Origin of the sequence: Sorangium sp. So ce124, assembly GCF_051525235.1 — a bacterium.
Taxonomy (GTDB): domain Bacteria; phylum Myxococcota_A; class Polyangia; order Polyangiales; family Polyangiaceae; genus Sorangium; species Sorangium atrum.
Genome location: NZ_CP150312.1, coordinates 5,331,180 through 5,353,793, shown reverse-complemented (window position 1 = coordinate 5,353,793; position 22,614 = coordinate 5,331,180). Strand labels below are relative to the sequence as shown.

16 protein-coding genes are annotated in these 22,614 nt (G+C 72.8%); 7 read left to right on the top strand and 9 right to left on the bottom strand.

Going from position 1 to position 22,614, the window contains the following annotated elements:
* Positions 1-93: 93 nt before the first annotated feature.
* Positions 94-1,605: a GH1 family beta-glucosidase gene (locus tag WMF19_RS19995; protein WP_272098956.1), complete on the top strand. Its 1,512-nt coding sequence runs from the start codon at positions 94-96 to the stop codon at positions 1,603-1,605.
* Between the two features lie 187 nt (positions 1,606-1,792).
* Positions 1,793-3,289 carry a hypothetical protein gene (locus WMF19_RS19990; RefSeq protein WP_437900556.1) on the top strand — a complete coding sequence of 499 codons (1,497 nt, stop codon included), beginning with the start codon at positions 1,793-1,795 and terminating at the stop codon, positions 3,287-3,289.
* 124 nt (positions 3,290-3,413) lie between these two features.
* Here the strand turns inward: WMF19_RS19990 and WMF19_RS19985 are convergent, their stop codons facing one another.
* Positions 3,414-4,247: a class I SAM-dependent methyltransferase gene (locus WMF19_RS19985; protein ID WP_437900555.1), complete on the bottom strand. Its 834-nt coding sequence runs from the start codon at positions 4,245-4,247 to the stop codon at positions 3,414-3,416.
* A 333-nt stretch (positions 4,248-4,580) separates the two neighbouring features.
* On the opposite strand from WMF19_RS19985, the gene WMF19_RS19980 reads away from it, so the two are divergent.
* Positions 4,581-4,955 carry a hypothetical protein gene (locus WMF19_RS19980; protein ID WP_437900554.1) on the top strand — a complete coding sequence of 125 codons (375 nt, stop codon included), beginning with the start codon at positions 4,581-4,583 and terminating at the stop codon, positions 4,953-4,955.
* A 62-nt stretch (positions 4,956-5,017) separates the two neighbouring features.
* Here the strand turns inward: WMF19_RS19980 and WMF19_RS19975 are convergent, their stop codons facing one another.
* Positions 5,018-5,761 carry a fibro-slime domain-containing protein gene (locus tag WMF19_RS19975; protein ID WP_437900553.1) on the bottom strand — a complete coding sequence of 248 codons (744 nt, stop codon included), beginning with the start codon at positions 5,759-5,761 and terminating at the stop codon, positions 5,018-5,020.
* Between the two features lie 10 nt (positions 5,762-5,771).
* Here WMF19_RS19975 and WMF19_RS19970 point away from each other — a divergent pair, with 10 nt between their 5' ends.
* Entirely contained in the window at positions 5,772-5,969 is a 198-nt protein-coding gene (locus WMF19_RS19970; RefSeq protein WP_437900552.1) for a hypothetical protein, read from the top strand.
* A gap of 239 nt (positions 5,970-6,208) precedes the next feature.
* On the opposite strand, the gene WMF19_RS19965 is transcribed toward WMF19_RS19970, so the two are convergent.
* Positions 6,209-6,925, bottom strand: a complete 717-nt coding sequence (locus WMF19_RS19965; RefSeq protein ID WP_437900551.1) for an SDR family oxidoreductase — start codon at positions 6,923-6,925, stop codon at positions 6,209-6,211.
* A gap of 49 nt (positions 6,926-6,974) precedes the next feature.
* On the opposite strand from WMF19_RS19965, the gene WMF19_RS19960 reads away from it, so the two are divergent.
* Positions 6,975-7,874, top strand: coding sequence for a LysR family transcriptional regulator (locus WMF19_RS19960; RefSeq protein WP_437900550.1), 900 nt, complete (start codon positions 6,975-6,977; stop codon positions 7,872-7,874).
* 27 nt (positions 7,875-7,901) lie between these two features.
* On the opposite strand, the gene WMF19_RS19955 is transcribed toward WMF19_RS19960, so the two are convergent.
* Positions 7,902-10,295, bottom strand: a complete 2,394-nt coding sequence (locus WMF19_RS19955; protein ID WP_437900549.1) for a glycoside hydrolase family 31 protein — start codon at positions 10,293-10,295, stop codon at positions 7,902-7,904.
* A gap of 314 nt (positions 10,296-10,609) precedes the next feature.
* Between WMF19_RS19955 and WMF19_RS19950 the strand changes: the two genes are divergently transcribed.
* The gene (locus WMF19_RS19950; protein WP_437900548.1) at positions 10,610-11,203 is read left to right on the top strand and encodes an esterase/lipase family protein; all 594 of its coding nucleotides are present in this window, start codon (positions 10,610-10,612) and stop codon (positions 11,201-11,203) included.
* Between the two features lie 44 nt (positions 11,204-11,247).
* Here the strand turns inward: WMF19_RS19950 and WMF19_RS19945 are convergent, their stop codons facing one another.
* The 5 genes from WMF19_RS19945 to WMF19_RS19925 all read right to left on the bottom strand — a co-directional run bounded on the left by WMF19_RS19945 (position 11,248) and on the right by WMF19_RS19925 (position 17,958).
* Positions 11,248-13,563, bottom strand: coding sequence for a peptide ABC transporter substrate-binding protein (locus WMF19_RS19945; protein ID WP_437900547.1), 2,316 nt, complete (start codon positions 13,561-13,563; stop codon positions 11,248-11,250).
* A 19-nt stretch (positions 13,564-13,582) separates the two neighbouring features.
* Positions 13,583-14,599, bottom strand: coding sequence for a UDP-glucose 4-epimerase GalE (gene galE / locus WMF19_RS19940; protein WP_437330167.1), 1,017 nt, complete (start codon positions 14,597-14,599; stop codon positions 13,583-13,585).
* A 138-nt stretch (positions 14,600-14,737) separates the two neighbouring features.
* Complete coding sequence (locus tag WMF19_RS19935; RefSeq protein WP_437900546.1) at positions 14,738-17,161, bottom strand: peptide ABC transporter substrate-binding protein; 2,424 nt, start codon at positions 17,159-17,161, stop codon at positions 14,738-14,740.
* Positions 17,162-17,307: 146 nt separating this feature from the next.
* A complete protein-coding gene (locus tag WMF19_RS19930) occupies positions 17,308-17,502 on the bottom strand; it encodes a hypothetical protein (RefSeq protein WP_437900545.1) in 195 nt (64 codons plus the stop codon).
* A 177-nt stretch (positions 17,503-17,679) separates the two neighbouring features.
* Entirely contained in the window at positions 17,680-17,958 is a 279-nt protein-coding gene (locus tag WMF19_RS19925) for a type II toxin-antitoxin system prevent-host-death family antitoxin (protein WP_437900544.1), read from the bottom strand.
* Between the two features lie 147 nt (positions 17,959-18,105).
* Here WMF19_RS19925 and WMF19_RS19920 point away from each other — a divergent pair, with 147 nt between their 5' ends.
* Positions 18,106-22,542, top strand: coding sequence for a hypothetical protein (locus WMF19_RS19920; RefSeq protein ID WP_437900543.1), 4,437 nt, complete (start codon positions 18,106-18,108; stop codon positions 22,540-22,542).
* Positions 22,543-22,614: the final 72 nt, after the last annotated feature.

Genomic DNA, 22,614 nt, shown 5'->3' with positions numbered 1-22,614 from the left:
GCCGTCAAGCGACCGGCGCGATCATCGACGCGCATCGAAGCCGACGCGCATCGAACCCATTGATGTCCCGCGCACGCCGTGGATGATGCCCCCATGGCCCTCCATCCTTCCGAGTCGCTCTCCGCGAGCAACGCCTCTCCCGCCTCGCCGTCCTCCGCGCCCCCGCCTGTGACCGCCGCCTCGGCTGGCCTAGGCCGAGCAGACGCGACAGCCGCGCCGTTTCCCGCGGACTTCCTGTGGGGCACGGCCACCGCGGCCTACCAGATCGAAGGCGCCGCGAGCGAGGACGGCCGGACGCCCTCCGTGTGGGACGTCTTCTCGAAGACCCCCGGGAAGGTCTTCGAAGGGCACACAGGAGACGTCGCGTGCGACCACTACCACCGCTACAAGGAGGATGTCGGGCTGCTCTCCGAGCTCGGCGTCAAGAGCTACCGCTTCAGCGTCTCGTGGACGCGGATCCTCCCGGACGGCACGGGCAAGGTCAACCCGAAGGGGCTCGACTTCTACGATCGCCTCGTCGACGAGCTCCTCCGCGCCGGCATCGTGCCCATGTGCACGCTGTTCCACTGGGACTTCCCCCAGGCGCTCCAGGATCGCGGCGGGTTCCTCCAGCGCGACGTCGCCGACTGGTTCGCGGACTACACGACCGTCGTCGCCCGGCGGCTCGGCGATCGCGTGCCCTGGTGGGTGACGCAGAACGAGCCGCAGGCGTTCATCGGCAACGCGCTCCTCAACGGCGTCTTCGCCCCCGGGCTCAAGCTCCCCTACCGGGAGTACCTGACCGCCGCCCACAACCAGATGCGGGCGCACGGCAAGCAGGTCGACGCCCTGCGCGCCGCGACCAAGGCCGCGAAGATCGGCTACGTGCTCGCCACCCAGGTGCAGCGCCCGGCGACCGAGGATCCGGGAGACATCGAGGCGGCGCGCGAGGCGATCTTCTCGGTCTACGACAGGAACCCGTGGAACAACGCCTGGTGGATCTGTCCGGTGCTCGAGGGGCGGTATCCGGAGAGCGGCCTCCGGCTCTTCGGCGACGACATGCCCGAGTTCCCCGCCAGCGACTTCGATCAGATCAAGCGGCCGATCGACTACCTCGGGCTCAACATGTACTCGGCGGGCACGTGGCGGCAGGGCAAGGACGGCAGGCCGGAGCGCGTCGTCTCCCCGCCGGGCTACCCGCGCGGGACGCTCGACTGGCTGCAGATCGTCCCCAGCACGCTCTACTGGGGATCGAGGTACTTCTGGGAGCGGTACAAGCTGCCCATCGGGATCACCGAGCACGGCCTGGCGACGCGGGACCAGGTCTTCCTCGACGGCAAGGTGCACGACCCGAAGCGCATCGACGTCATGCACCGGTACCTGCTCGGCCTGGCGCGGGCGGTCCAGGAGGGCGTTCCGGTCGTCGGGTACTGGGCCTGGTCGCTCCTCGACAACTTCGAGTGGGCCGAGGGCTATAAAGATCGCTTCGGTCTGGTCTACGTCGATTACGCGACGCAGCGGCGGATCCCGAAGGACTCGTTCTCCTGGTACCGAGAGGTCATCGCGAGCGGCGGACGCTCGCTCCTCGGGCCGACCGCCGTCGCGTGGGACAACGTGACCGGCTGATCCCGGCGGCCCGCGGCCCGGTTCCCTCCCGGGCCGCGCGGCCCGTCGCCGCGCTGCGCCGCGGCCCGTCGCGCCTGCGGTCCAAAGCGCGTCCCGAGGGCGCACCGGCGTCGATATCCGGCTTTCCCGGGGCGCACCATCCGAGCCCTCCTTGCACGATGATATCGTCGCGGCGAGGGAGGCAGGGATGAACAGAACCGCGTCTTATTTGAAGCATCTTTCGCTCGCGGCTGTGCTGGCCACACTCGGATGCAGCGTCAGGGTCAGCATCGACGATGGGGAAGAGACGTCTGGGAGCGGCCCGGAGACAGGAGAAGGCGGCGCCAGCAGCAGCATCAGCGCCAGCAGCAGCAGCACCAGCGCCAGCGTCGGCGTCGGCGGTAGCGCTCCCGTGTGCGAGGCGGGTTGCCTCGCGCTGGATTTCGCCCGCCAGTTCGACAACGTCGAGCCCTACGCTCTGGCCGTCGATGCTCAGGGCAACATCCTCGTGACGGGAGGCTTCGATGGCACCGTCGACTTCGGGGGCGGTCCTCTCGTGAGCACGGGCGACGTCGACGCGTTCGTCCTCAAGCTCGATCCGCTCGGCAACCACCTCTGGAGCCGGCGGTTCGGCGATCTGTCCGTGATCGAGACCCAGATCGGGTTGGCCATCGCGACCGACGCGTCAGGAAATATCGCTGTCGGGGGCCGGTTCGGTGGAACGACCGATCTCGGCGGCGGCCCCGTGCAGAATGGGTGGAACTCGAGCGGCTTCGTCGTCCTGCTCGACGCTTCGGGACAGCACGTCTGGAGCAAGCACTTCGGAGAGGAGTCCGTGGCGGTCCGCAGCGTCGGCTTCCATCCGGCGGGCGGCGTCGTCGTCGCCGGTGACTACGTGCGAACCATGGATCTCGGCGGCGGGCCCTTGCCCGACGTGACAACGCAAACCGCCTTCGTCGCCAGGTTCGATGCGTCGGGCGGCCACCTCTGGAGCAAGAGCTTCGGCGGGCCGGGAGGCGCGATCGCCGAGACCCTCGCCCTGGACGCGGCGGGGAATATCGCCGTCGGGGGGAGCTTCCATGACTCCATCGACTTCGGCGGCGGCCCGCTCCACGCCGCGGGGCTCCCGGAGAACGGGGCGTCCGACGTCTTCGTCGCCTCGCTCGATCCAGCCGGCGAGCACCGATGGAGCCATAGGCTCGGCGGCGTCGACGGTGACGATCACGTCGGCACGGTCCTGGATGGGGCAGGCGGCGTGGTCACGCTCAGCTCCTTCTTCGAGACGTTCTCGGTCGGTGATACCACGCTGACGGGCGACGGGAGCACCGTGTCCGTCGCCAGGCTCTCCGCCGGCGGCTCCGCGATGTTCGCCAGGAGCTCCGCGAGAGCGCAAGCGCTCGCCGCCGACGCCGCCGGCAACACCTGGCTCGCCGGCACCTTCCTCGAGGGAACGGACCTCGGTTGCGGTACGATGCCCACGAAATTCGTGAGCCTCTTCGTCGCCGGGCTCGACCCGCGCGGCGACGACTTCTGCAACGTCGCGTTCGAACCGTCCGAGTACGGAGGACTGTCCCAGATCGCCCTCGGCCCCGACGGAGCCCTTGTCGCCGTCGGGAAGTTCAAGGGCACGATCGATTTCGGCGCCGGACCGATCTCGAGCCCCGAAGCGTCTGAATCGATGATCGTCGTGAAGCTCACCCGGTGACCACGCCCGGCTCGGCGCCTGGGATGTGGTCCCTTCTCCATGGACAGCCGCGCGGCCCGTCGGGCGCCGCGTCGAGAAGGAACGCAGCGCGACCCGACAGGACGGGGCGCGCTGCATTCCATGGTCAGCCGGGTTTGCGGCCGATCGCGACGTTCGCCGTCACCGGGACACGCACGGCCCCGCCTGGCTCGGCGAAGGGCTCGATGACGGCGCGCAGCGGGCCGCGTAGCCGAGCGCGCCCATCGCCGTCCAGCGCGACGTAGAGGGGCATGAAGCGCAGGATCTCGTCGAGATCCGCCATGAGCTGGTCCACCGAAGCTCCGCCCCATGCGCCCTCGACCGCGTGCACGGCGACCTCGCCGCACCCGGCCCCGAGCATCTCGGCCTTCAGGCCCTCCGGCGAGCACAGCACCGTCATGCCCTGGGGCGGCGGGTGGATCGGCGCGTCCGGGAAGGTGCGGCGATAGGCCTGCAGGAAGAGCGGCGCCGGGCCTGCCCCCTCCGGGCTCGACCAGGTCGCCACGATGATCCGGCCCCCGGGCCGGGTCGCGCGGACGAGCTCGGCCATGCCGCGGCGCCAGTCGGGAAACATCATGACGCCGAAGACGGAGCAGCTCACGTCGAAGGTCCCGTCCTCGACCTCCAGCGCCTGCCCGTCCATCACCCGCGCCTCGCTCCCTGCGAAGGGCTGCAATCGCTCGCGCAGGCGCGCCGCCATGCCGCGCGAGATGTCTGTCGCGAGCACGCGCGCGCCCGCCTCGGCCGCGGCCAAGGTCAGGGCGCCCGTCCCTGCGGCGACGTCGAGCACGCGCACGCCGTGCCCGATCCCGCCCGCGAGCGACAGCGCCGCGCGCGCGAAGCCCGCCGTCAACGGCTCGGCCCAGCGCTCGTAGCTGGCCGCCAGGGCGGTCCAGCGCGCTTCATCGCTGAAGTTGAGTGGTTCAACGCGGTTGGTCATCGGCCAATCCTCTTGTCATCGATCATGGGAGAGGAGCCTGTCACCGCCCGAGGAGCGCGTCACTGGCGGCGCTTTCGGTGGCTCTGGCCTCCTTTTCGATCGCCGCACCTCCCCCGCGGCCAGGCCACGGCGAGGGCGGCGCGCTCCGCAGGATTGTCGCTGGCTCCCTTTCGTGCTCCCCTGGTGATCGCGGAGGAGCCCCGTGACATCGGTCGCTCCCTCGCCGGTGCGACGCGCAGCTCGGGGTCCTCCCCCACGCTCCGCCGACCGCCGGCCCGTCAACGCAGTCGTGTGGAGGCTCCCATGTCGATCGCTGGTCCCCTCTTAGGAATCGTGATCACCCTCGTCGTGCTGGGCGTCATGGCCGTGGTGTTCGTCACCGTCTTTCTGCCCATGATGAAGAACGCGAACAAGATGCTCGCGGGCGCGAACGAGATGATCCAGGCGCAGACGGCGGCGGCCAACCTCCGCATGACGGGCCTGCCCGCGCAGGCCCGCGTGCTCATCGTCCAGCCCACCGGCACGATGATCAACTACCAGCCGCAGTGCCGTGTCGACCTCGAGGTGTATCGCCCGAACGCGCCCCCGTACCGCGCGGCCATCCTCGCGGTCATCCATCAGATGGCGATCCCGCGCGTGCAGCCGGGCCTGGTCGTGCCGATCAAGATCGACGCCGCCAACCCCAACAACATCGCGCTCGACGTCTGAATCCGCGTGGCGGGGGAATCGGGCTCAGGCCTGCGGGAGGGCGCGGCGCGAGCCCGGATGCCTCACAGGGGGATGTCGACGGGCACGAAGCAGGAGATGTTGGTCTCGATGCGGAAGTTCGATCCGTCGGTGTGGCGCTCCGCGTGGAAGATGTCCATCGCGTAGCTGTTGCCCGGGAAGATGCCGAGATCCTGGGCCTGGGCATCGAAGTCGATGACGCTCTCCGCGGGCCCGTGCATGCTGCCGAGGTCGAGCGCGAGCTTGCCGTTGATGAAGATCCAGATGTCGTCGTCGCCCCGGAAGGTGAACTTCTGACCGGCGACGTATCCGAACATCAGGTGGATCTCGGTGGTGAAGAGGAAGTTCTGTCTCTTGCCGTTGTTGGGCGGGGTGATCCCGAACCCCTCCTCCGGCGCCAGCGGGAAGAAATCCGCGCTGTCGAACACGTACTGCCCCGATCCGGGCGGCGACTCCTGGAGCGCGAGCTCCTTGGGGAACGTCATGTTCACGCCCGGCATGTCCCGGTACCACTGGTTGAAGCTCTCCTCGCTCGTGATGGTCTTCTGGGTGCCGACCCCGTCCCTGCAGCCGAGCGGGGCCGGCAGCTGCGCGAAGCAGCCTACCGAGTCGAGGAACACCGGCTTCCGATCGCCGTCGAGCGTCGGCTCGATCAGCTGGCGACGGGGTTCGTCGCCCCTGAAGCTGGCCATCTCGAAGTCGGGGTGCGTCTCCTTGAAGTCGCGATAGGTGACGTCGAGGACGCTCTTGCAATCGCCGCCGCCGCCGCCGCCGGCGCCGGTGGTCACGTTGCCCCCCGTGATGGTCCCGAAGTCGTCGCCGGTCGAGCTGCTAACGCCGCTCGTCGGCGTCCCGCTGCTGCTCGCGGGCGTCCCGCTGCTGCCGCCGGATCCGGAGGTGGGGCCGCTGCTCTCGTCGGGCGCCGAAGAGCACGCCAGGGCCACGGCTGCGAACGTCAGAAGAAAGAAAGAACGAGGGTACATGGTGCACTCCTAGGGAGCAGTAGCACAACCATATTTCGCGGCTTTTGTCAACCACGTCTCATGGCGATCGCGTGGTGAAGCGTTGCGGCAAGCTCGGGGAACATGCCTTGTTCGATGGAACAGGCGGTGGCCATGGCTCTTCCCCGCACGTCCCGCACGTCCCGCGCTTTTCGTGCTTCCCGCGCCTCCCGCGCTTGCCTTCCCCGGTTTCGCACGTATCGAATCCGGCCGCCTCCCTGGGCGGGCGCAGGCTCAGACGAGGCGGTGTCCCCCGTCGACGCGCAGCACCTCGCCTGTGGTGAACCCGTTCCCCATGAGGAAGAGCGCGGCGTGGGCGATGTCCGCGGGCGCGCCGACACGGCCGACGGGGAGGCGGCGCGCGTGCTGCTCGAAGCGCTCCTGCTTGGCGCCGCCCGCGAGGGAGTCCCAGACCGGCGTGTCGACCCAGCCCGGCGACAGCGCGTTCACGCGCACCGGCGCGAGCTCCACGGCCAGGGCCCGCGCGAGCGCCATGAGCGCCCCGTTCACCGCGGCCACGACCGCCCCGCTGGGCCCCGGCCGCTCCGCCGCGATCCCCGCCGTGAACGTGAGCGAGCCGCCCGGCTCGATCCGCGCGTGCTTGGCGACGTGGAGCGCCGCGACGAGCTTCGAGTCGATCACGCGGCGCGCCGCGGCGATGTCCAGCGCGCGAATCGGCTGATAATGCCCCTCCACCGCCGTCACCATCACATGGCGCGCCGGCGGATGTTCGTCGAACAGACTCTGCATCTCGGCCTCCTGCGTCGCGTCGGCCGCGAAGGTGCGCACCCGGCGTGGCTCGCCGAGCTCGGCCGCGGCGCGCGCGAGGCGCTCGCGCGAGCGGCTCACGAGCGTCAGCGACGCGCCGCGATCGAGGCAGGCCCTGGCCACGCCGAGGCCGATGCCCGACGAGCCGCCGATGACGACCACATGCTGATCTTCAAGGTTCATGAGCGAGGGGTAGCGCGCGCGCCTCGGGCGAACCATGGGATGCTGTGGCATGCTCCATCCCATGAGCGGGATGATCTCCCTCGAGGACGTGCGGCTCTTCGCGGCCGTCGCTCACCACCTGAGCTTCGTGGAGGCCGCGCGGCGCACGGGGGTGCCCACGAGCACCGTGAGCCGCCGGGTGGCGCAGCTGGAGGAGGCGCTCGGGGTGCGGCTGCTCCAGCGCACCTCCCGCCGCGTCGGCCTCACCGGCGAGGGCGCGCGGCTGATCGAGCGCGCCGGGCCCCTGCTCGACGAGCTCGGCTCGGTGCTCGACAGGGCCGCGGATCGGGAGGACGAGCCCGCGGGCAGGCTCCGGGTGACGGCGCCCGTGATGACGGGCGCGCAGCGGATCGCGCCGGCGCTGTTCTCCTTCGCCGCCCGGCACCCGCGCCTCTCGCTGGAGCTCACGCTCACGAACGCGGTCGTCCCCCTTGTCGAGGAGGGCATCGACCTCGCCTTCCGCGCCGGGCCCGTTCAGGACGCCGACCTCGTGGCGCGGCGGATGTGGTCGCTCCCGTACGCGCTGGCCGCGTCGCCGCGCCTCGTGCAGGACGCGCTCGAGGGCCGTTCGCGGCTCGCGCGCGCGTCGCTCGGGTCCGTGCCCGCGGTCCTGAGCCACCCGGGCGCCGCATGGCGCCTTCGCCGGCGGGACGGCTCCATCGAGGAGGTCCGGCCGCGCGCGAAGCTCTGCGTGAACGACCCGCGAGTGGCGATCACGGCCGCGGCGCAGGGGCTCGGCGTGGTCTGCGCCTCCCGCGAGGTGATCGAGCAGCAGGGCAAGGCGCTCGTCGAGCTCACGGTCACGGGGCGCACGGTCGAGCCGCGCGAGCTCTTCGCTGTGTACCCGTCACGGCGGCTGCTCTCCACGCGGGTGCGGCTGGCGATCGACTGGGTGATGAAGCACCGCTGACCGCCCCGGCGCGCGGCGCTGCCGCGATCAGGAAAGCTGGAGCTCGATCCGCTGCCAGTCGGCCGCGACCTCGATCTCGACGCCCCCGTCGATCGCGCGGTGCGACCTGGCCCCGACCACGGAGCGCGGCGCCGGCACGCCGTGGACGCGGATCACCTCCACCTCGCGGGCCAGCGGCAGATCGCCCGTCGCGCTGCGCTCGAGCGCGAACGCGGCGCCGTCGAGGCCGCCCTCGATCCGCGTGACGCGCGACGCGCCGTGGCCGTCGCCCTCGTCCTCGACCAGGCGGCCGCTCACGCGCTCCGCCGCGTGGACGTGCCACGTGATCTCCTCCCAGCTGGCGCTCGTCGTGTGCATCCGGGGCGCTGTGAGCGCCACCGCGCCTCCGGCGCGCAGCCACACGGGGACCACGCCGAGCGGCGCATCGGCGATCACGTGGCGCCCGCCCCGATCCACGCTCCCCGCGCGCTCCAGGTTGGCGAAATCCATCCATGCGCCGGCGGGCAGGTACGCCAGCCGCTTCGACTGCCCTGGCCGCACCACGGGCGCCACGAGCAGATCGCCGCCGAACAGGAGCTGATCGAAGGCGTGGAGCGCCTCGGGGTCGTCCGGCGCCGCGAAGGACAGCGGCCGCAGGACCGGCATCCCCGTCTCCGCCGCCTCGTGCATGAGCGTGTACAGGGTCGGCAGGAGCCGGTAGCGCCGCTCGAGCGCCGCGCGCGCGAGGCCGAGGTACGGCTCGCCGAAGCGCCAGGGCTCCTGCGCCGGCCTGCCCCTCGCCGCGTGGTTGCGCATCAGCGGATAGAACAGCCCCGCCTGCATCCAGCGCACGAGCAGCTCGCCGTTCGCGCGCCCCGTGAAGCCCGGGATGTCCGCGCCCACGAACGGCACGCCCGAGAGGCCGAGGCCGATCAGCATCGGGATGGACGCCTCCAGGTGCGTGAAGTTGCTGGCGAAGTCGCCCGTCCACACAGCGGCGTAGCGCTGGATGCCGGCGAAGGCGGCGCGCGTCAGCACGAAGGGGCGCCGCCCCGGCGCGTGGCGCGCGAGGCCCTCGTGGGCGGCCCGCGACATGCCGAGCCCATAGACGTTGTGGACCTCGAGGTGGCGCCGGGCGCCGTGGCGCGCGTCGTCGGGGAGCGTGCTGCCCTCGATGGGGCCGAGGCCCGCGGTGCGCCCGCCGCTCGGCGCCGGCAGGCCCCTGTCGGGGCGGACGGAGAAGCACGCAGGCTCGTTCATGTCGTTCCAGATGCCGGCGATGCCCGCGTCGACGAAGGGCTTCTGCAGATCGCCCCACCAGCGCTGCACCTCCTCGCGCGTGAGATCCGGGAAGACCGCCGGGTCGGGCCAGACCTCTCCCACGAGGGGGCCGCCGCGAGGCAGCCGGACGAGGTAGTCTCGCGCTCTCGCCTCCTCGTAGACGGCATATCCCTCATCGGCCTTGATCCCCGGGTCGACGATCGTCACCAGCCTGACGCCCTCGGCCGCGAGCTCGCGCGCGAGCCGCGCCGGGTCGGGGAAGCGCGAGCGGTCCCAGGTCCAGACCCGATAAGCATCCATGTAATCGATATCGAGGTGGACCACGTCGAGCGGGAGGCCGCGCGATCGGTAGCCGCGGACGACGCCGCGCACGTCGTCCTCGGTCTCGTAGCCCCAGCGCGACTGGTGCGCCCCGAGGCTCCAGAGGGGCGGCATGGCCGGGCGCCCGGTGAGCTCGGCGTAGCGCCGCAGGACGTCGGCCGGGTGCGGGCCGGCCAGGAGGTAGACATCGAGCTCGGGGCCGCGCGACTCCCATTCGATGCGCGTGGGATCGTTGAGGGCGATATCGACCTCCGAGCGCCACGGCTCGTCGAGGAAGAGGCCCCAGGCCACCCCGCCGCGGAGGGCGATGAAGAAAGGAATCGAGGCGTAGAGCGGGTCGGACTCCACGTGCGGCGGGAAAGCGTCGGTGTTCCAGAAGGTGAATCGCAGGCCGCGCTTGTCGAGCGGGCCGACCTTCTCGCCGAACCCCAGGTAGGCCTCGCCCGGCGGCGCCGCGAGCGAGATCCGGGAGCGGATCTCGTCCACGGGGAACGCCGGCCGGACCTGCCCCGAGACGGCCTCGCTGCGCGCGAGGGCGCGCCCCTCTGCGTCGCGGAAGATCCATGTGCCCGAGGCGAGCGAGATCTCGAGAGAGGCGCCGTCCGCGCTCACGTGGACGGCGTCCCCCTCGCGGCGCGCCGAGAGCGGCAGCGCCCCCTCCGCCACCACGGCGAAGGAGCGTTTGGGGGGCAGCTCGGGGTGCGTGAAGCTCGTCACGGCGGACGAGGGGGCGTGGCGTACACGCAGGACGCCGGGGCCTGGACAGCGGATCTCGATCGCGGCGCGGGCGCCGGAGAGGAGCACGTGAGTCGCGCCGATCGAGGCGTCGGTGAGGTGCATGGCGCGAATCTACCCGGGCCTGGCCGTCCTCGCCACGATCGCCCGTGAACCGCCGAGATGCAATTGCTCCCATGAAAAGGGCTGCGAATGAGGTGATTCCGCAGGTGTACCCCTCCTCGCCCGTCTCGGTGGGGTCCTTCCCTTGTTGACCTGGCGCCCGCCGAAGCAGGCGAATAGGCCGGCGCCGCGAAGGGCGCCCCGGGTCTGGATCCTGTCATTTCGACCCGCGCCGCCCGCAGGCTACGCCGAGTTACGCGCGCTTCTGCTGTCGCGCGGCCTTGACGGCGCCCGCCCGCGCCGTACTCCTCGACGACATGAGCAAGCCGCCCGTCGTGCTGGTGCACGGCATCTGGGATTCGGCGGCGCGCATCGACTGCCTGCGCGCCGGGCTCGCGGCCCGCGGCGTCGACCGCGCCCGCGCCTTCGATCTGGTCCCCAACGACGGCCGTGCGTCCATCGAGCGCCTCGCCGCCCAGCTCGACGCCGCCGTGGAGTCCACGCTCGCCGGGGCACCCGGCGGCGCGGTGGACGTGGTCGGCTTCAGCATGGGCGCCCTGGTGAGCCGCTATTACATCCAGCGCGGCCGCGGCCGCGCGCGCGTCCGGCGTTTCGTCTCCATCTCGGGCCCGCACCGCGGCACGCTCAACGCCATGTGGCTGCCCCACGAGGGCGTGCAGCAGATGCGCCCGGGCAGCCCTCTCCTGCGCGACCTCGCCGCGGACCCGGATCCCTGGGGCCCGGTCGAGGTGCACGTGCTCTACACGCCTTTCGACGTGATGATCGTCCCCGCCCGCTCCAGCGAGCTCCCCGGCGCCCGCACCACGCGCGTCGTGCCGGTCGCGCTGCACCGCTGGATGCTCTCGGACCGGCGGGTGCTCGACTCGGTGGCGGAGCTGCTGGAGCGCTGAGCGCCCGGCCCGCCGCTACTTCGAGGGCGGCGCTGCGGGATCGCTCACTGCCCCCCTCCCAGCCGTCCCGGCGGCGGCAGTTCCAGCACCGGCGGCGGCTCTCCGGCCGGCCCCTTCTGCCAGTCCGGGTCGATCCAGAGCCATTTGATGAGCTGCGTGTTCCGCGCGTTGGGGATGTACCCCCTCACCCACGGCTTCACCAGGGTCGGCTTCTCCTCGAAGTAGAGCGGTATCCTGCACATCCCGTCGAGCGCCCGCCGCTCGGCCGCCCGGAAGCGCCGGATGCTCTCCCCGAGATCGGCCGTCGCGGCCGCCTCGGCGACCGCCTTGTCGAACTCCGCGTCCGCCCAGCCGCTCCGGTTCTGCGGGCTCTGCGACAGGAACGTCCCGAGCCACGTCTGCGGATGGTTGTAGTCGGCCAGCCAGCCCAGCCGGATCACCTGGAAGTTGCCGTCGCGGAGGTCCTTGAGCATCACCCGCCACTCCTCGCTCCGCAGCGCCGCGGAGACCCCGAGGTGGCGCTTCCACATGTCCTGGATGGCCACGGCGACCTGCGCGTGCCCCTCCCCCGTGTTGTAGAGGATCTCGAGCGGCGGAAACCCCTTCGCCCGCAGCTCGTCTCCCTCGCGGACGACCTCGTACCCCGCCTCGGCGAGCAGCGCGCGGGCGCGCGCCGGGTCGTGGCCTACCTCGGGGCTCGAGAACGGATCCGCGCCGCGCGCCCTGTCCTCCGCCGCCTGCTCGGCATAGCCGGATCCGGTGATGTCGGGCACGTAGTGGGTCGCCGGCTTCCCGAGCCGCGTGATCTTCTCGACGAGCTCCCGCTTGTCGATCGCGAGGTTCAGCGCCCACCGGACGCGCGGATCGTCGACCGGCGGCTTCCTCGTGTTGAGCTCGTAATACACCGTGGAGAGGAACTCGGTGCGCCGGAGATCCTTCTTCCCGGACAGCCAGCCGAGGTGGTCATAAGGGAGCTCGCAGTTGTCTCCCAGGTAGTCGATGTCCCCCGCCTTGTAGAGCTGCAGGGTGGCGTTGTACTGGGCGATCTCCATCCAGACGATCCGGTGGATCCGGAGCGCGTCATGGCCCCAGTACGCCGGGTTCCGGTCCATCGTGATCTCGTACCGGAACTTCCACTCGTCGAGCCGATAAGGCCCGTTGACCACGATGTTCTCGGGGCGAAACCAGAGCTCCGGCTCGCCGCGCGCCTCGAACGGCTCGACGACGTCGCGGCGCACCGGGAACAGGGTGACGAAGCTCGTGAGATCGGTGAAGTACGGGGTCGGCTTCTCGAGCTCGACGTCGAGGGTCAGGTCGTCGCGGGCCCGCACGCCCACGGCGGCGTCGTCCTCCACGAGCGACGACGAGGCGACGAAGCCGGTCGCCCCGCCGGAGCCGGAAGGAGGCGCGTCGTGCCGAGGCGCGGCGGGGTCGTACGTGGGGAGATCCGCGTGGGGCGCGACCAGCGCGTAGGCGGCGGCGTCCACGGGGGCGAGCAGGCAGCCCGGGAGGAAGCCGCGGCCCGCTGGCCCCTCGATCTCGAACCAGCGGTCGGCCGCGCCGTTGCAAGCGACCGGCGGACCGGCCGCGAGGAGGGCGACCTCGGCGCCCCGCCACCCGCCCCCAGGGGTGGCGTCGCGCGGCGCGGGCGGCGGGGCCGCGCCGGACGCGTCGAACGAGAGCCGCTCGACGCCGCCGCTCGCCTCGTCGGGCTCGGCGTATGTCACCGAGGTCACCCCGGGAGGCGGCGCCGCGAGGGGGGTCACCGCCGACGTCATCCGGGCGGGCGACTGGCCGAGCACGACGACGAACGCGCCCCGCGGCAACGACAGCGCGGGCGGCGCGTCGGGCCGAGGCGCGCGGCGCAGCGTTGCGTCCTCGCGCAGCGCCTTCAGCTTGCCCAGGTTGAACAGCTCGCCGTTCTTGAGGACGTGCAGGTTCGTCGCGGCGAGCGAGGCCGTCGACGGGCGCAGCACCCGCTTCCACGCGTACTCGAAGTCGTGCGCCGTCACCGGCTTGCCGTCGGACCAGCGCGCCTCCGGCCGCAGGTGGAACCGGAAGAACCGGTTGTCGTCGCTGCGCTCCCAGCGCGCCGCGACCCCCTGCGCCGCGTGGAGATCGCCGGGCGCGTAGCTGGTCAGCCCCTCGAACATCTGGTGGAGCAGCGTCATGCTCACCGTGTCGGCGGCCTTGCCGGGATCGAGGTACTCCGGCTCGTCGGCGTTGTTGACGTAGAAGGTCGTGACGTCCTTGCCGACGCGCGCCGTCGTCCCGACGTAGCCCTCGGCCTCGCCCGCGCAGGCCGCGAGCGGGCACGAGAGGGCCGCGAGCAGCAGCGCGCCGCAGCGGCGCGATGGCACGAGGGAGAGACCCGCGGCCCTAATCGGCGAACCCCTTCGGGTTCTGCTCCTGCCAGCGCCAGCTGTCGCGGCACATGGTCTCGAGATCCCGCTCCGCGCGCCAGCCGAGGAGCTCCACCGCGCGCGCCGGATCCGCGTACACCGAGGCGACGTCCCCGGGGCGGCGCGCCACGATCTCGTGGGCGACGCGCCTCCCGCTGACCTTCTCGAACGCGGCGACCATCTCCAGCACGGAGTGTCCCCGCCCGGTGCCGAGGTTGACGGTGAAGCTGTCGCCGACGGTGAAGATGCGGTTCAGCGCGGCGAGGTGCCCGAGCGCGAGGTCGACCACGTGGATGTAGTCGCGCACGCCGGTGCCGTCCGGCGTCGGCCAGTCGCCCCCGAACACCCGGAGCTTGTCGCGCCGCCCCACCAGGACCTGGGTGATGAACGGCGTCAGGTTGTTCGGGATCCCGTTCGGATCCTCCCCGATGAGCCCGCTCTCGTGGGCGCCCACGGGGTTGAAGTAGCGCAGCGATCCGAGCGACCAGCCCCCGGTGGCCGCCACGTCGCGCAGGATCTGCTCCACCATGAACTTGGACTGCCCGTAGGGGTTGGTCGGCCCGAGCCGGCTCCCCTCGTCGAGCGGCACGCGCTCGGGATCGCCGTACACGGTGGCGGACGAGCTGAACACGAGCTTCCGCGCGCCCCGCGCGTCGAGCGCCTTGAGCAGGCACACGGTCCCCGCGACGTTGTTCTCGTAGTACGAGAGCGGCTTCTCGACCGACTCGCCGACGGCCTTCAGCCCCGCGAAGTGGATCGTCGCGTCGATCGGGTGCTCGGCGAGCAGCCGATCCAGGAGCGCCGCGTCGCGGATGTCGCCCTGGATGAATGTCACCGGCTTCCCGGCGATCCGCTCCACCCGCTCCACCGCCGCCTTGCGGCTGTTGCAGAGGTTGTCGAGGATCACCACCCGGTAGCCCGCGTGGAGGAGCTCCACGCAGGTGTGCGAGCCGATGTAGCCCGCGCCTCCGGTGACCAGGATCGTCTTGCTCATGTCGTTCTCCCGAGAGGGTCTGTACCGCGCTCGCGTCGATGAGGCCACGGCACAGGCCGCCGCGTCAACGGGGACCTCGGGGCGCGGCCGGCCCGGCGCCGCAGTCACGTCAGGCCACGTCAGCAACGTCAGTCCACGTCAGGGCGCGCCGAGCCGCCCCGGCGTCGGGAACTCGAGCTCCGGAGACGCGGTCTCGTTCGACGGGTTGTCGCGCCAGCTCGGGTCGTTCCACAGCCACTTGACGAGCTGAAGGCCGCGCGAGTTGCCCTTGAACCCCTTGACCCACGGCTTCACCAGCGTCGACTTCGTGTAGAAGTAGAGCGGCAGCTTGGGCATGCCGTCGAGGGCCCGCTTCTCCGCCTTCCGGAACGCGCGGATGCTCTCCTTCGGATCGGCCGTCGCCGCGGCGGCGCGCATCAGATCGTCGAACTCCTGGTCGGCCCATCCGGTCCGGTTCTGCGGGCTGTACGAGAGCAGCGTGCCGAGCCACGTCGCCGGGTGGTTGTACTCGCCGATCCAGCCGAACCGCACGACCTGGTAGTGACCGTCGCGCACGTTCTTGAGCATCACCTTCCACTCCTCGTTCCGCAGCGTGACCGAGATGCCGAGGTGGCGCTTCCACATGTCCTGGACCGCGACAGCGATCTGCTTGTGGCCCTCGCTCGTGTTGTAGAGGAGCTCGAGCGCCGGGAAGTTCTTCGCCCGGTACCCGTCGCCCTCCCGGACGACCTCGTACCCCGCCTCGGCGAGCATCGCGCGGGCGCGCTCGGGGTTGAACGAGACGTCCGGCGACGAGAACGGATCGACCCCGAGCTTCCTGTCCTCGGCGACCGCCTCGTCATAGCCCGATCCTGTGTAGTCCGGGACGTAGTGCGTGGCCGGCGTCTGCCCCGCCCGCGTGACCTTCTCGACGATCTGCCGCTTGTCGACCGCGAGGTTGAGCGCCCAGCGGACGCGGGCGTCGTCGACCGGCGGCTTCTTCGTGTTGAACTCGAACCAGTAGATGGAGAGGTACGGGTACCGCTGGAAATCCCGCTTGGTCGACAGCCAGTCCATGTGCTCGGCGGGCAGCGAGGTGTTGTCGCCCAGGTAGTCGAGATCCCCCGCCTTGTAGATGTTCATCGTGGCGTTGTAGAGCTCGACCTCCAGCCACACGACGCGGTGGATCTTCAGCTTGTCGTGGTTCCAGTACATCGGATTCCGCTTCATCGTGATCTCGTAACGGAACTTCCACTCATCGAGCGTGTAAGGGCCGTTGACCACGATGTTCTCGGGGCGGAACCAGAGCTCGGGCTCGCCGCGCTTCTCGAACGCCTCGATCACGTCCTTCCGCACGGGGAAGAGCGTCACGTAGCTGGTGAGATCGGTGAAGTAGGGCGTGGGCTGTTCCAGCTGCACGTCGAGCGTCAGGTCGTCCGTTGCCCGGACGCCGACAGCGCCGTCGTCCTCCACGAGGAGCGCGTCGGGCACGAAGCCCACGGGGGGGTCGCCCTGCGCGGCGCTGCCGGAGGGCGGCGCCGCGGGTTCGTACGTGGGGAGGCTCGTGTGCGGCGTGACGACGGCGTACGCCTCCGACCGGGGCGCGCCGCCCGCGCTCTCCTTGCCCGGGCTGCCGTTGCCCGCGGGGGGGACGAGCGCGCAGCCCGGGAGGAAGCCGCGCGCGCCGCCCCGCTCGATCTCGAACCACCGGTCGGCGGCGCCGTTGCACTTGCACGGCGGGCCCACGCGGACGATGTTGACGACGGCGCCCTGCCAGCCGCCGCCGGGCGCCGAGCCGAGCGGCGCCGCGCCAGCGGCCGCGTCGCCTCCTGCTGCGCCGAACGAGAGCCGATCGCCTGCGCCGCCCTTCGCGTCGCCCTTCGCGAACGTCACGGCGGCGGAGCCCTCCGGCAGCGCCGCGAGGGGCGCGATCGCGGTGTCCACCTGGATCGGCGAGCGCGCCAGCACCACGACGAACGCCCCCTTCGGCAGATCGACCGCGGACGGCGCGTCCGGCCGGGGGGCCGCGCGGAGCGGCGCGGCCTCCTTCAGCGCCTTGAGCTTGCCGAGGCTGAACAGCTCGCCGTTCTTCAGGACGTAGAGGTTCGTCGCGGCGAGCGAGGCCGTGGAGGGGCGCAGCACGCGCTTCCACGCGTACTCGAAGTCGTGCGCCGTCACCGGCTTGCCGTCGGACCAGCGCGCCTCCGGCCGCAGGTGGAACCGGAAGAGCCGGTTGTCATCGCTCTGCTCCCAGTGGGTCGCGACCCCCTGCACCGGGCGGAGGTCGCCGGCGCCGTAGGTCGTCAGCCCCTCGAACATCTGCTGCACGAGCGTGGAGCTCGCCGAGTCGTTGGATTTTCCTGGATCCAGGTACTCGGGCTCGCTGCCGTTGTTGATGTAGAGCGTCTCTGTGTCCTTGCCGACGCGCGCGGTCGTCCCGGCATACCCGCCTTCGCCCTCGCTGCACGCCGAGAGCGCGAGGATCGCGAGCCCGATCGCCGCGGAGGCGCCGCGCGCCCCGCAACCGGCGCTCCCGCCGCCCCCCGCGCCGCCGGCACCTCGTCGCTCCGGAGCCCGTCGCATATCGCCCGCGTAGCACGGCGCTCCGGGGGCAGGAAGACAGGGGTTACCCGGACCGGGCGCCGTACAGGAGATGAGGCTCCGCGGCACCTGTCCCTGACGGCACGAGCGATCGACGACAGCAAGGAAAGTCGACGACCGGTGTGCGATCACCGGCGCCAGAGCGCCTGCAAATCGAACGAGAGCTGGCGATGGTGCTTGATGGCCAGCAGATGGATCCGCTCACCGCTGAGCGCGTAGAGCAACAGGTACTCACCAGCGATGTACTCCCGCAGCGACGAGTCGGAGCCGAGGCGGCGCTTCAGCGCCAGGATCCGCGCCTCGCTCCGCGGACTGTGGCGCACGCGCAAGGAAGTCGAATCCGAGCAGGGGCGAGACTTCCAGGCTCGGGATCACGTCCTCGAAGACGAGATCCAGAAGATCGCCGAAAGCGGAAGAGAGCCCCGCCTCCTCCAGAAACCGCCGGATCTCGTCCAGGTTCCGCTCGAAGTTCTCGGTGACCCGAACGGCGGCGCGGCGGCTCATCGGCCGTACTTGGCGCGGAGCTCCTCCACACTCAGCGTGCGCCCGGCCTCGATATCGTCGACGCCCCGATCCACCTCCTCCAGGAGTGTGAGGTGAATGTGCTCGCGTTCGAGGCGGTGATAGTGGTCCAGCCTGCGTGCATCGACGAGGGCGATGTAACCCTCCCCGTTCCGCGTGAGGATCTTCTCGTGACCCGCGCGAACCTCGTCTGCGAGCTCCGTGAGCCGGGCCTCCGCCTGGCTCAACGGAACGATGTCCTCGGGAGAAATCGCCATGCGGTGCCTCCGTCGCGTCGAGGTGCAACGATCTGGTAACGGATCCTTGGGGACATCGCAACCTGGCGGGGTGCAGCGGCCGACCTCCTCCGCCCGCGAGACGATCGCGGCCATTCCGAGGTCTTCGTGTAAGGTCGCGCGCGCGCCATGTTGCACGATCGCGTGTCCTCCTCGCCGCGCGCTCTCCCGCTCTGCTCCGCGGTGCTCCTCGCGCTGCTCGCCGCCGGCTGCGGCGGCGCGGCCTCCCCGGCCGCCACGCCGCCGCAGGCCGCCCAGTGCGATCCTGCGCACCTCGACGCGTGCGAGCGCGCCCTCGCCGCGGCCCTCGCAGAGGGCCGGCCCCCGCGCGAGCTCGCCCTCGGCTACATCGCGGCCCGCGCCTCCCGCGACGCCGACGACCCGTGGGCGCTCTTGCTCCGCGACCTCGACCGGCGCGGCGGGACCGGCCCCCGCGCCGCGGTCATCGTCGAGGCGGGCGCGGAGCCCTCCGCCACGGCGCGAGCGCCCGCGGCCGCGGCGGCGGCGAAATGGCTCCGTTCCGCGCCCCTGCCGCCCCCCGGAGCCCTCGGCGCCGACGCGCTGCTCCTCGCGATCGGCGAGGCCCTCGGGTACGAGCACCTCGTCCACGCGCGCGCCCGCCACGGCGCGGTCCAGCTCTTTCCGGCCGATCCGCTCGCGCCGTTCATGGCCGGCCTCGCGCCGATCGCGCGCGGCGACGCGTCGCTCTCGCGGGTCGCGGACGACATCGCGCTCGCCGCGCTCGTCCGCCGCGCCTTCGGCGCCGCCGCCCGCTTCCGCTACGTCGAGGCCGCGGCCGCGGCCGACGCCCTCGCGGCCTCGGTGAAGGGGCGCGACCCGAACGACGAGCCGGTCCTGCGCGGCCGCTACGCGCTGCAGCTGCTCGCGACCGCCGGGGTCGCGCTCGAAGAGGCCGAGGACGACGCTCCCTTCGCGCCCCCGGCCCCCCGGCTGGACCCCCCGCCCGCGCCGGGCGACGCGCCTTACGGCGACCTCCTCCGCGTGCGCACGGCCCGCGACGGCCGCGCGGCGTGGCGCGCCCGCGGCGCGGCCGTGCTGCGGGCCGTCCCCGCGGACCGGCGCGACGCGCTCGACGACCTGCTCGGCAAGGCGCCCGGCTGCGGCCGGGACCTCGCGCCCCCCATGGAAGGCCCGCGCGACCTCGTGTTCGCCGCGGCGCTCGCCGGCGCCCTCGCCCCGGGCGACCCTGCCGCCGCGCCCGCCGCGCCCGGGAGCTCTGCTGCCCCCGCGAGCACCGCGGCGGCGCCTGGACGACGGCTCCCGCTCGACATGTGGCTGCCGCGCTACGAGGCGCTCGTCCGCGCCGTCGACCAGACGAGCACCACGTGGGCCCTCGCGCCCAGCCTGCTCCACGAGCGCGGCCCCGCGCCCGCTGCAGGCCAGGCGGGCAGCGCCGTCCACCGCCGCGCCACCGAGCTGGGGCTCGCGCACCTCGCGGCGCTGCGCGCCCTCGCGGAGGCCGCGCCGCGCCGCTACCGTGCGCTCGCGCTGATCCCCCTCGCCTACAGCCCCGGGGTGCTCGCCGACGAGCCCCTCCGCGACGCCATCGTCGATCTCACGCAGGTCGCCGTGCAGCGCCGCATGGCCGAGGCGCACGACCCGGAGGCCGTCCTCGGCGCGGCGCTCGCCGGCGTCTTCGCGGGCATGGCGTACCCGCCCGAGGTGCAGCCCCCGCACTTCCTCGCCCTGCAGGGCGCGCTCACCGCCAAGCTCCGCGGCGAGCTCACCGAGCAGGCCGGCTGGGGCGTCGCCGGCCTCTACGCCGCCGACGCGCTGTACCGGCTCGCCTCCGGTCAGGCGCCGGATCTCGCGTTCTCGTCTACGCAGATCGAGCGCGCGCTCGCGCCCGCCCCGGCGCTGCCCTACCCGGGCGTCGCGGCGCTCGCCGCGAGCCTCTCCCGCTACGCCGCGCTCGGGGCCGCCGGCGGGTTGGATCCGCAGGCGACCGACGCAGCCAGGCTCCCCCCGGAGCGCCGGCAGGCGCGCGACGCGCTCCGGCGCGCCGTCGCGGGGCTCGCGGCGCGCGATGCCGCCGCCGGCGCCGGCGCGGCCGACGCCGCGGAGGCGCCGCCGCCCGAGCTCGTCGAGGACGTCACCGCGCTGGCCGACGGCGTCCTCGCCGTGCTCCTCACCGAGCGCTCGCGCAAGCCGCCGCCGGCCGGGGCCGCCTGCGCCGCCGGGCGCGGGCCGAGCCCCGAGGCCCGCCGCGCCCTCGCGCGGCTCGGCGACGTCCGCCGGCGGATCCTGCTCGCGCCGCGGTACAGGCAGGGCGACGGCCCGTGGGCGCGCCGGGCGCGGCTCCTCGTGACGCTCCTCTCCGACGCGATCGATCTGCTCTCGGCGCCCGCACGCGCGCCGCGCGCCGCCGGCGCGGCCGAGCGCGTCGCTCCGCCGCGCTTCACCCTCCCGACCGCGGACGCCGAGGCCGCCGTCGCCGCGGGCCTCTCCGGCTGGGTCGACCGCGATCTCGCGGACGCGCTCACCGGCGGCTACGCGCTCGCCCGCGCGCTCCTCGAGTCGCCCACCGCGGAGCGCTTCGCCGAGCGGAGCGGCGCCCCGCTCGGACGGGTGCTCCGCGGGCTCTCCGCGGCGTTCCGCGACGATCCGGCCCGGCGCGGCGGCGTCGGACGAGGCCCCGCCGGCGGCGCGCTGCTCGACGCGCTCGCGTCGCTCCCCGCCGCGCGCGACGGCGGCGACCTCAGGGGCCTGTTCGTCGGCTACGCCCGCGCGTTCTCGGCCCTCGGGCTGCGCGACCAGTCCGACCTCGCGCTGCTCGCCTCGCTCCTCGGCGCCGCCGTGCTGGGCGGGCCGCCGTCGCCGGACGCCATCGCGCTCGCGAACGACAGCGGCAGCCGGGTCGCCTGGGCGCTCTCGTACCTCGGCGAGATCGCGAAGGCCCGCGCCGGCATTGCCCCGGATCCGTCAACCTATGCAAGCGCCATGAGCAAGGCGTCGGACGACGCCTGCCAGGCGGCCGACACGGGCGACGTGCTCGCCCTCGTCGGCGCCGTGCGCGACTTCGCCGGCGGCCGGCGCGCCGAGGCGCGCGACGCCCTCGACAGCGTCCTCGCCGCCGCCGACGCCCGCGGCCTGCGCGTGCCGCGCATGTCCTACCGCTACGAGGAGAAGACCGCGACCCGCGTCTTCTCGCTCAGCTTCGACGTCTCGTACGGCGCCGGGCTCCTCGAAGGGGCGAACAGCTTCCAGCTCGGCCTCGGCCTCCGCACCCGCGGCGAGCCCGAGGGCTCCCTCACCGCGGCGCTCGCGCCCGAGGGCTCGCCCCGGAGCGACGAGGACGCGGCGCGCGCCTACGTCAGCGCCGCCGCGCTCGCGGCCGCCTACCACTTCCTCGAGGGCGACGCCGAGCGCGGCACCGCCGCGGCGCGCCGGGCGATCGCCGCGCTCTCGTTCGGCCTCCGGTTCGGGCGGCGGGGGCTGCGCCCGGACCAGCCGCTCGCCTGGGGCCGGGACGCCCGCGCGCTGCTCGCGATCGACGCCCAGCTCGCGGCCGAGGCCGGTCACCCCTTCCTCGCGGGCGATCTCTGGACGCTCGTCCGCGGCCTCCTGCCGCCGGACGCGGACGACGCCGCGGTCGCGGCGCTCCTCGCTCCGCTCCCGACCGGCCTCGCCGCGGTCCCTGGGCTCGACCCGCTCGTCGCGAGGACCGCGCGCTCGCTCGCCGCGGTCGCCAGACCGCTCGCGTGCACCGAGGCCAGGGTCGAGCTCGGCGGCTACGAGGAGCCCGCCTGCGACGCCTACCCGCTCGCGCTCTCGCTGCGCATCGCCGACGTCCTCGGCAAGCTGCCGCACCTCCGACGCTCGGGCAGCGCGGCCGCGTGCCCTGCCCTGCGCAGCCTCGACGGCTTCCTCACGGCGGCGGAGCGGGGGACGTACGACCCCGACGCGTTCACGGCGGCCGTGGAGGCGCTGCGGCAGAGCGGCCGGCTCTACGACGCCGGCGTCATGCTGGCGCGGCAGCGCCGCGAGGGGCACTGCGGCCCCGTCGTGCTCGCCGCAGCGCGCGCGCTCGGCCGCGCTCCCTCGCTCGGCCCCGCGCTGCGCGCGGATCTGCTCAGCGTCGCGGTGCGCTGCGCGGCCGCGGCGCTCGACGCGAGCGTCGTCGACGACCTGATGGCGCTCGACGGCGAGACGCGCGCCCTCCCCGACCTCGGCCGCAACCTGAAGGTCGTGCTCTTCGCGACGGAGCTCGCCGTGCGCGAGCAGCGCTGGGACGTCCTCTCGCGGCTCTCGAAGCAGCCCGACTTCGTCGGCCGCTTCCGGGGTGAGAGCGAGAGCGCCGCGACGACGGCGCGCCTCATCGAGGCCGCCGCGGCCGTGCTCTCTGGCGAGCCTGCGCCGCGCGACGCCCCCGGAGACGGCGCGCGCGACGCGCCGTGCGGCGAGCCTCTCGCCGGCGATCTCGCCGCGCTGTGCGCCGAGATCCAGCGCCTGCGCCCGGGCGCGCTGCCCGAGCCGCAGCGCCGGCAGGCCGCGCTGGAGGCGCTTACCAACCTGCTCGCCGCCGCGCGCGGACAGGCTCGCTAACCTGCCCGCTGCCCGGCGCCGGGGTCATTCCGGCGGAGGTGGGGTCTCTTGAACCGCCAAGACGCCACAAGA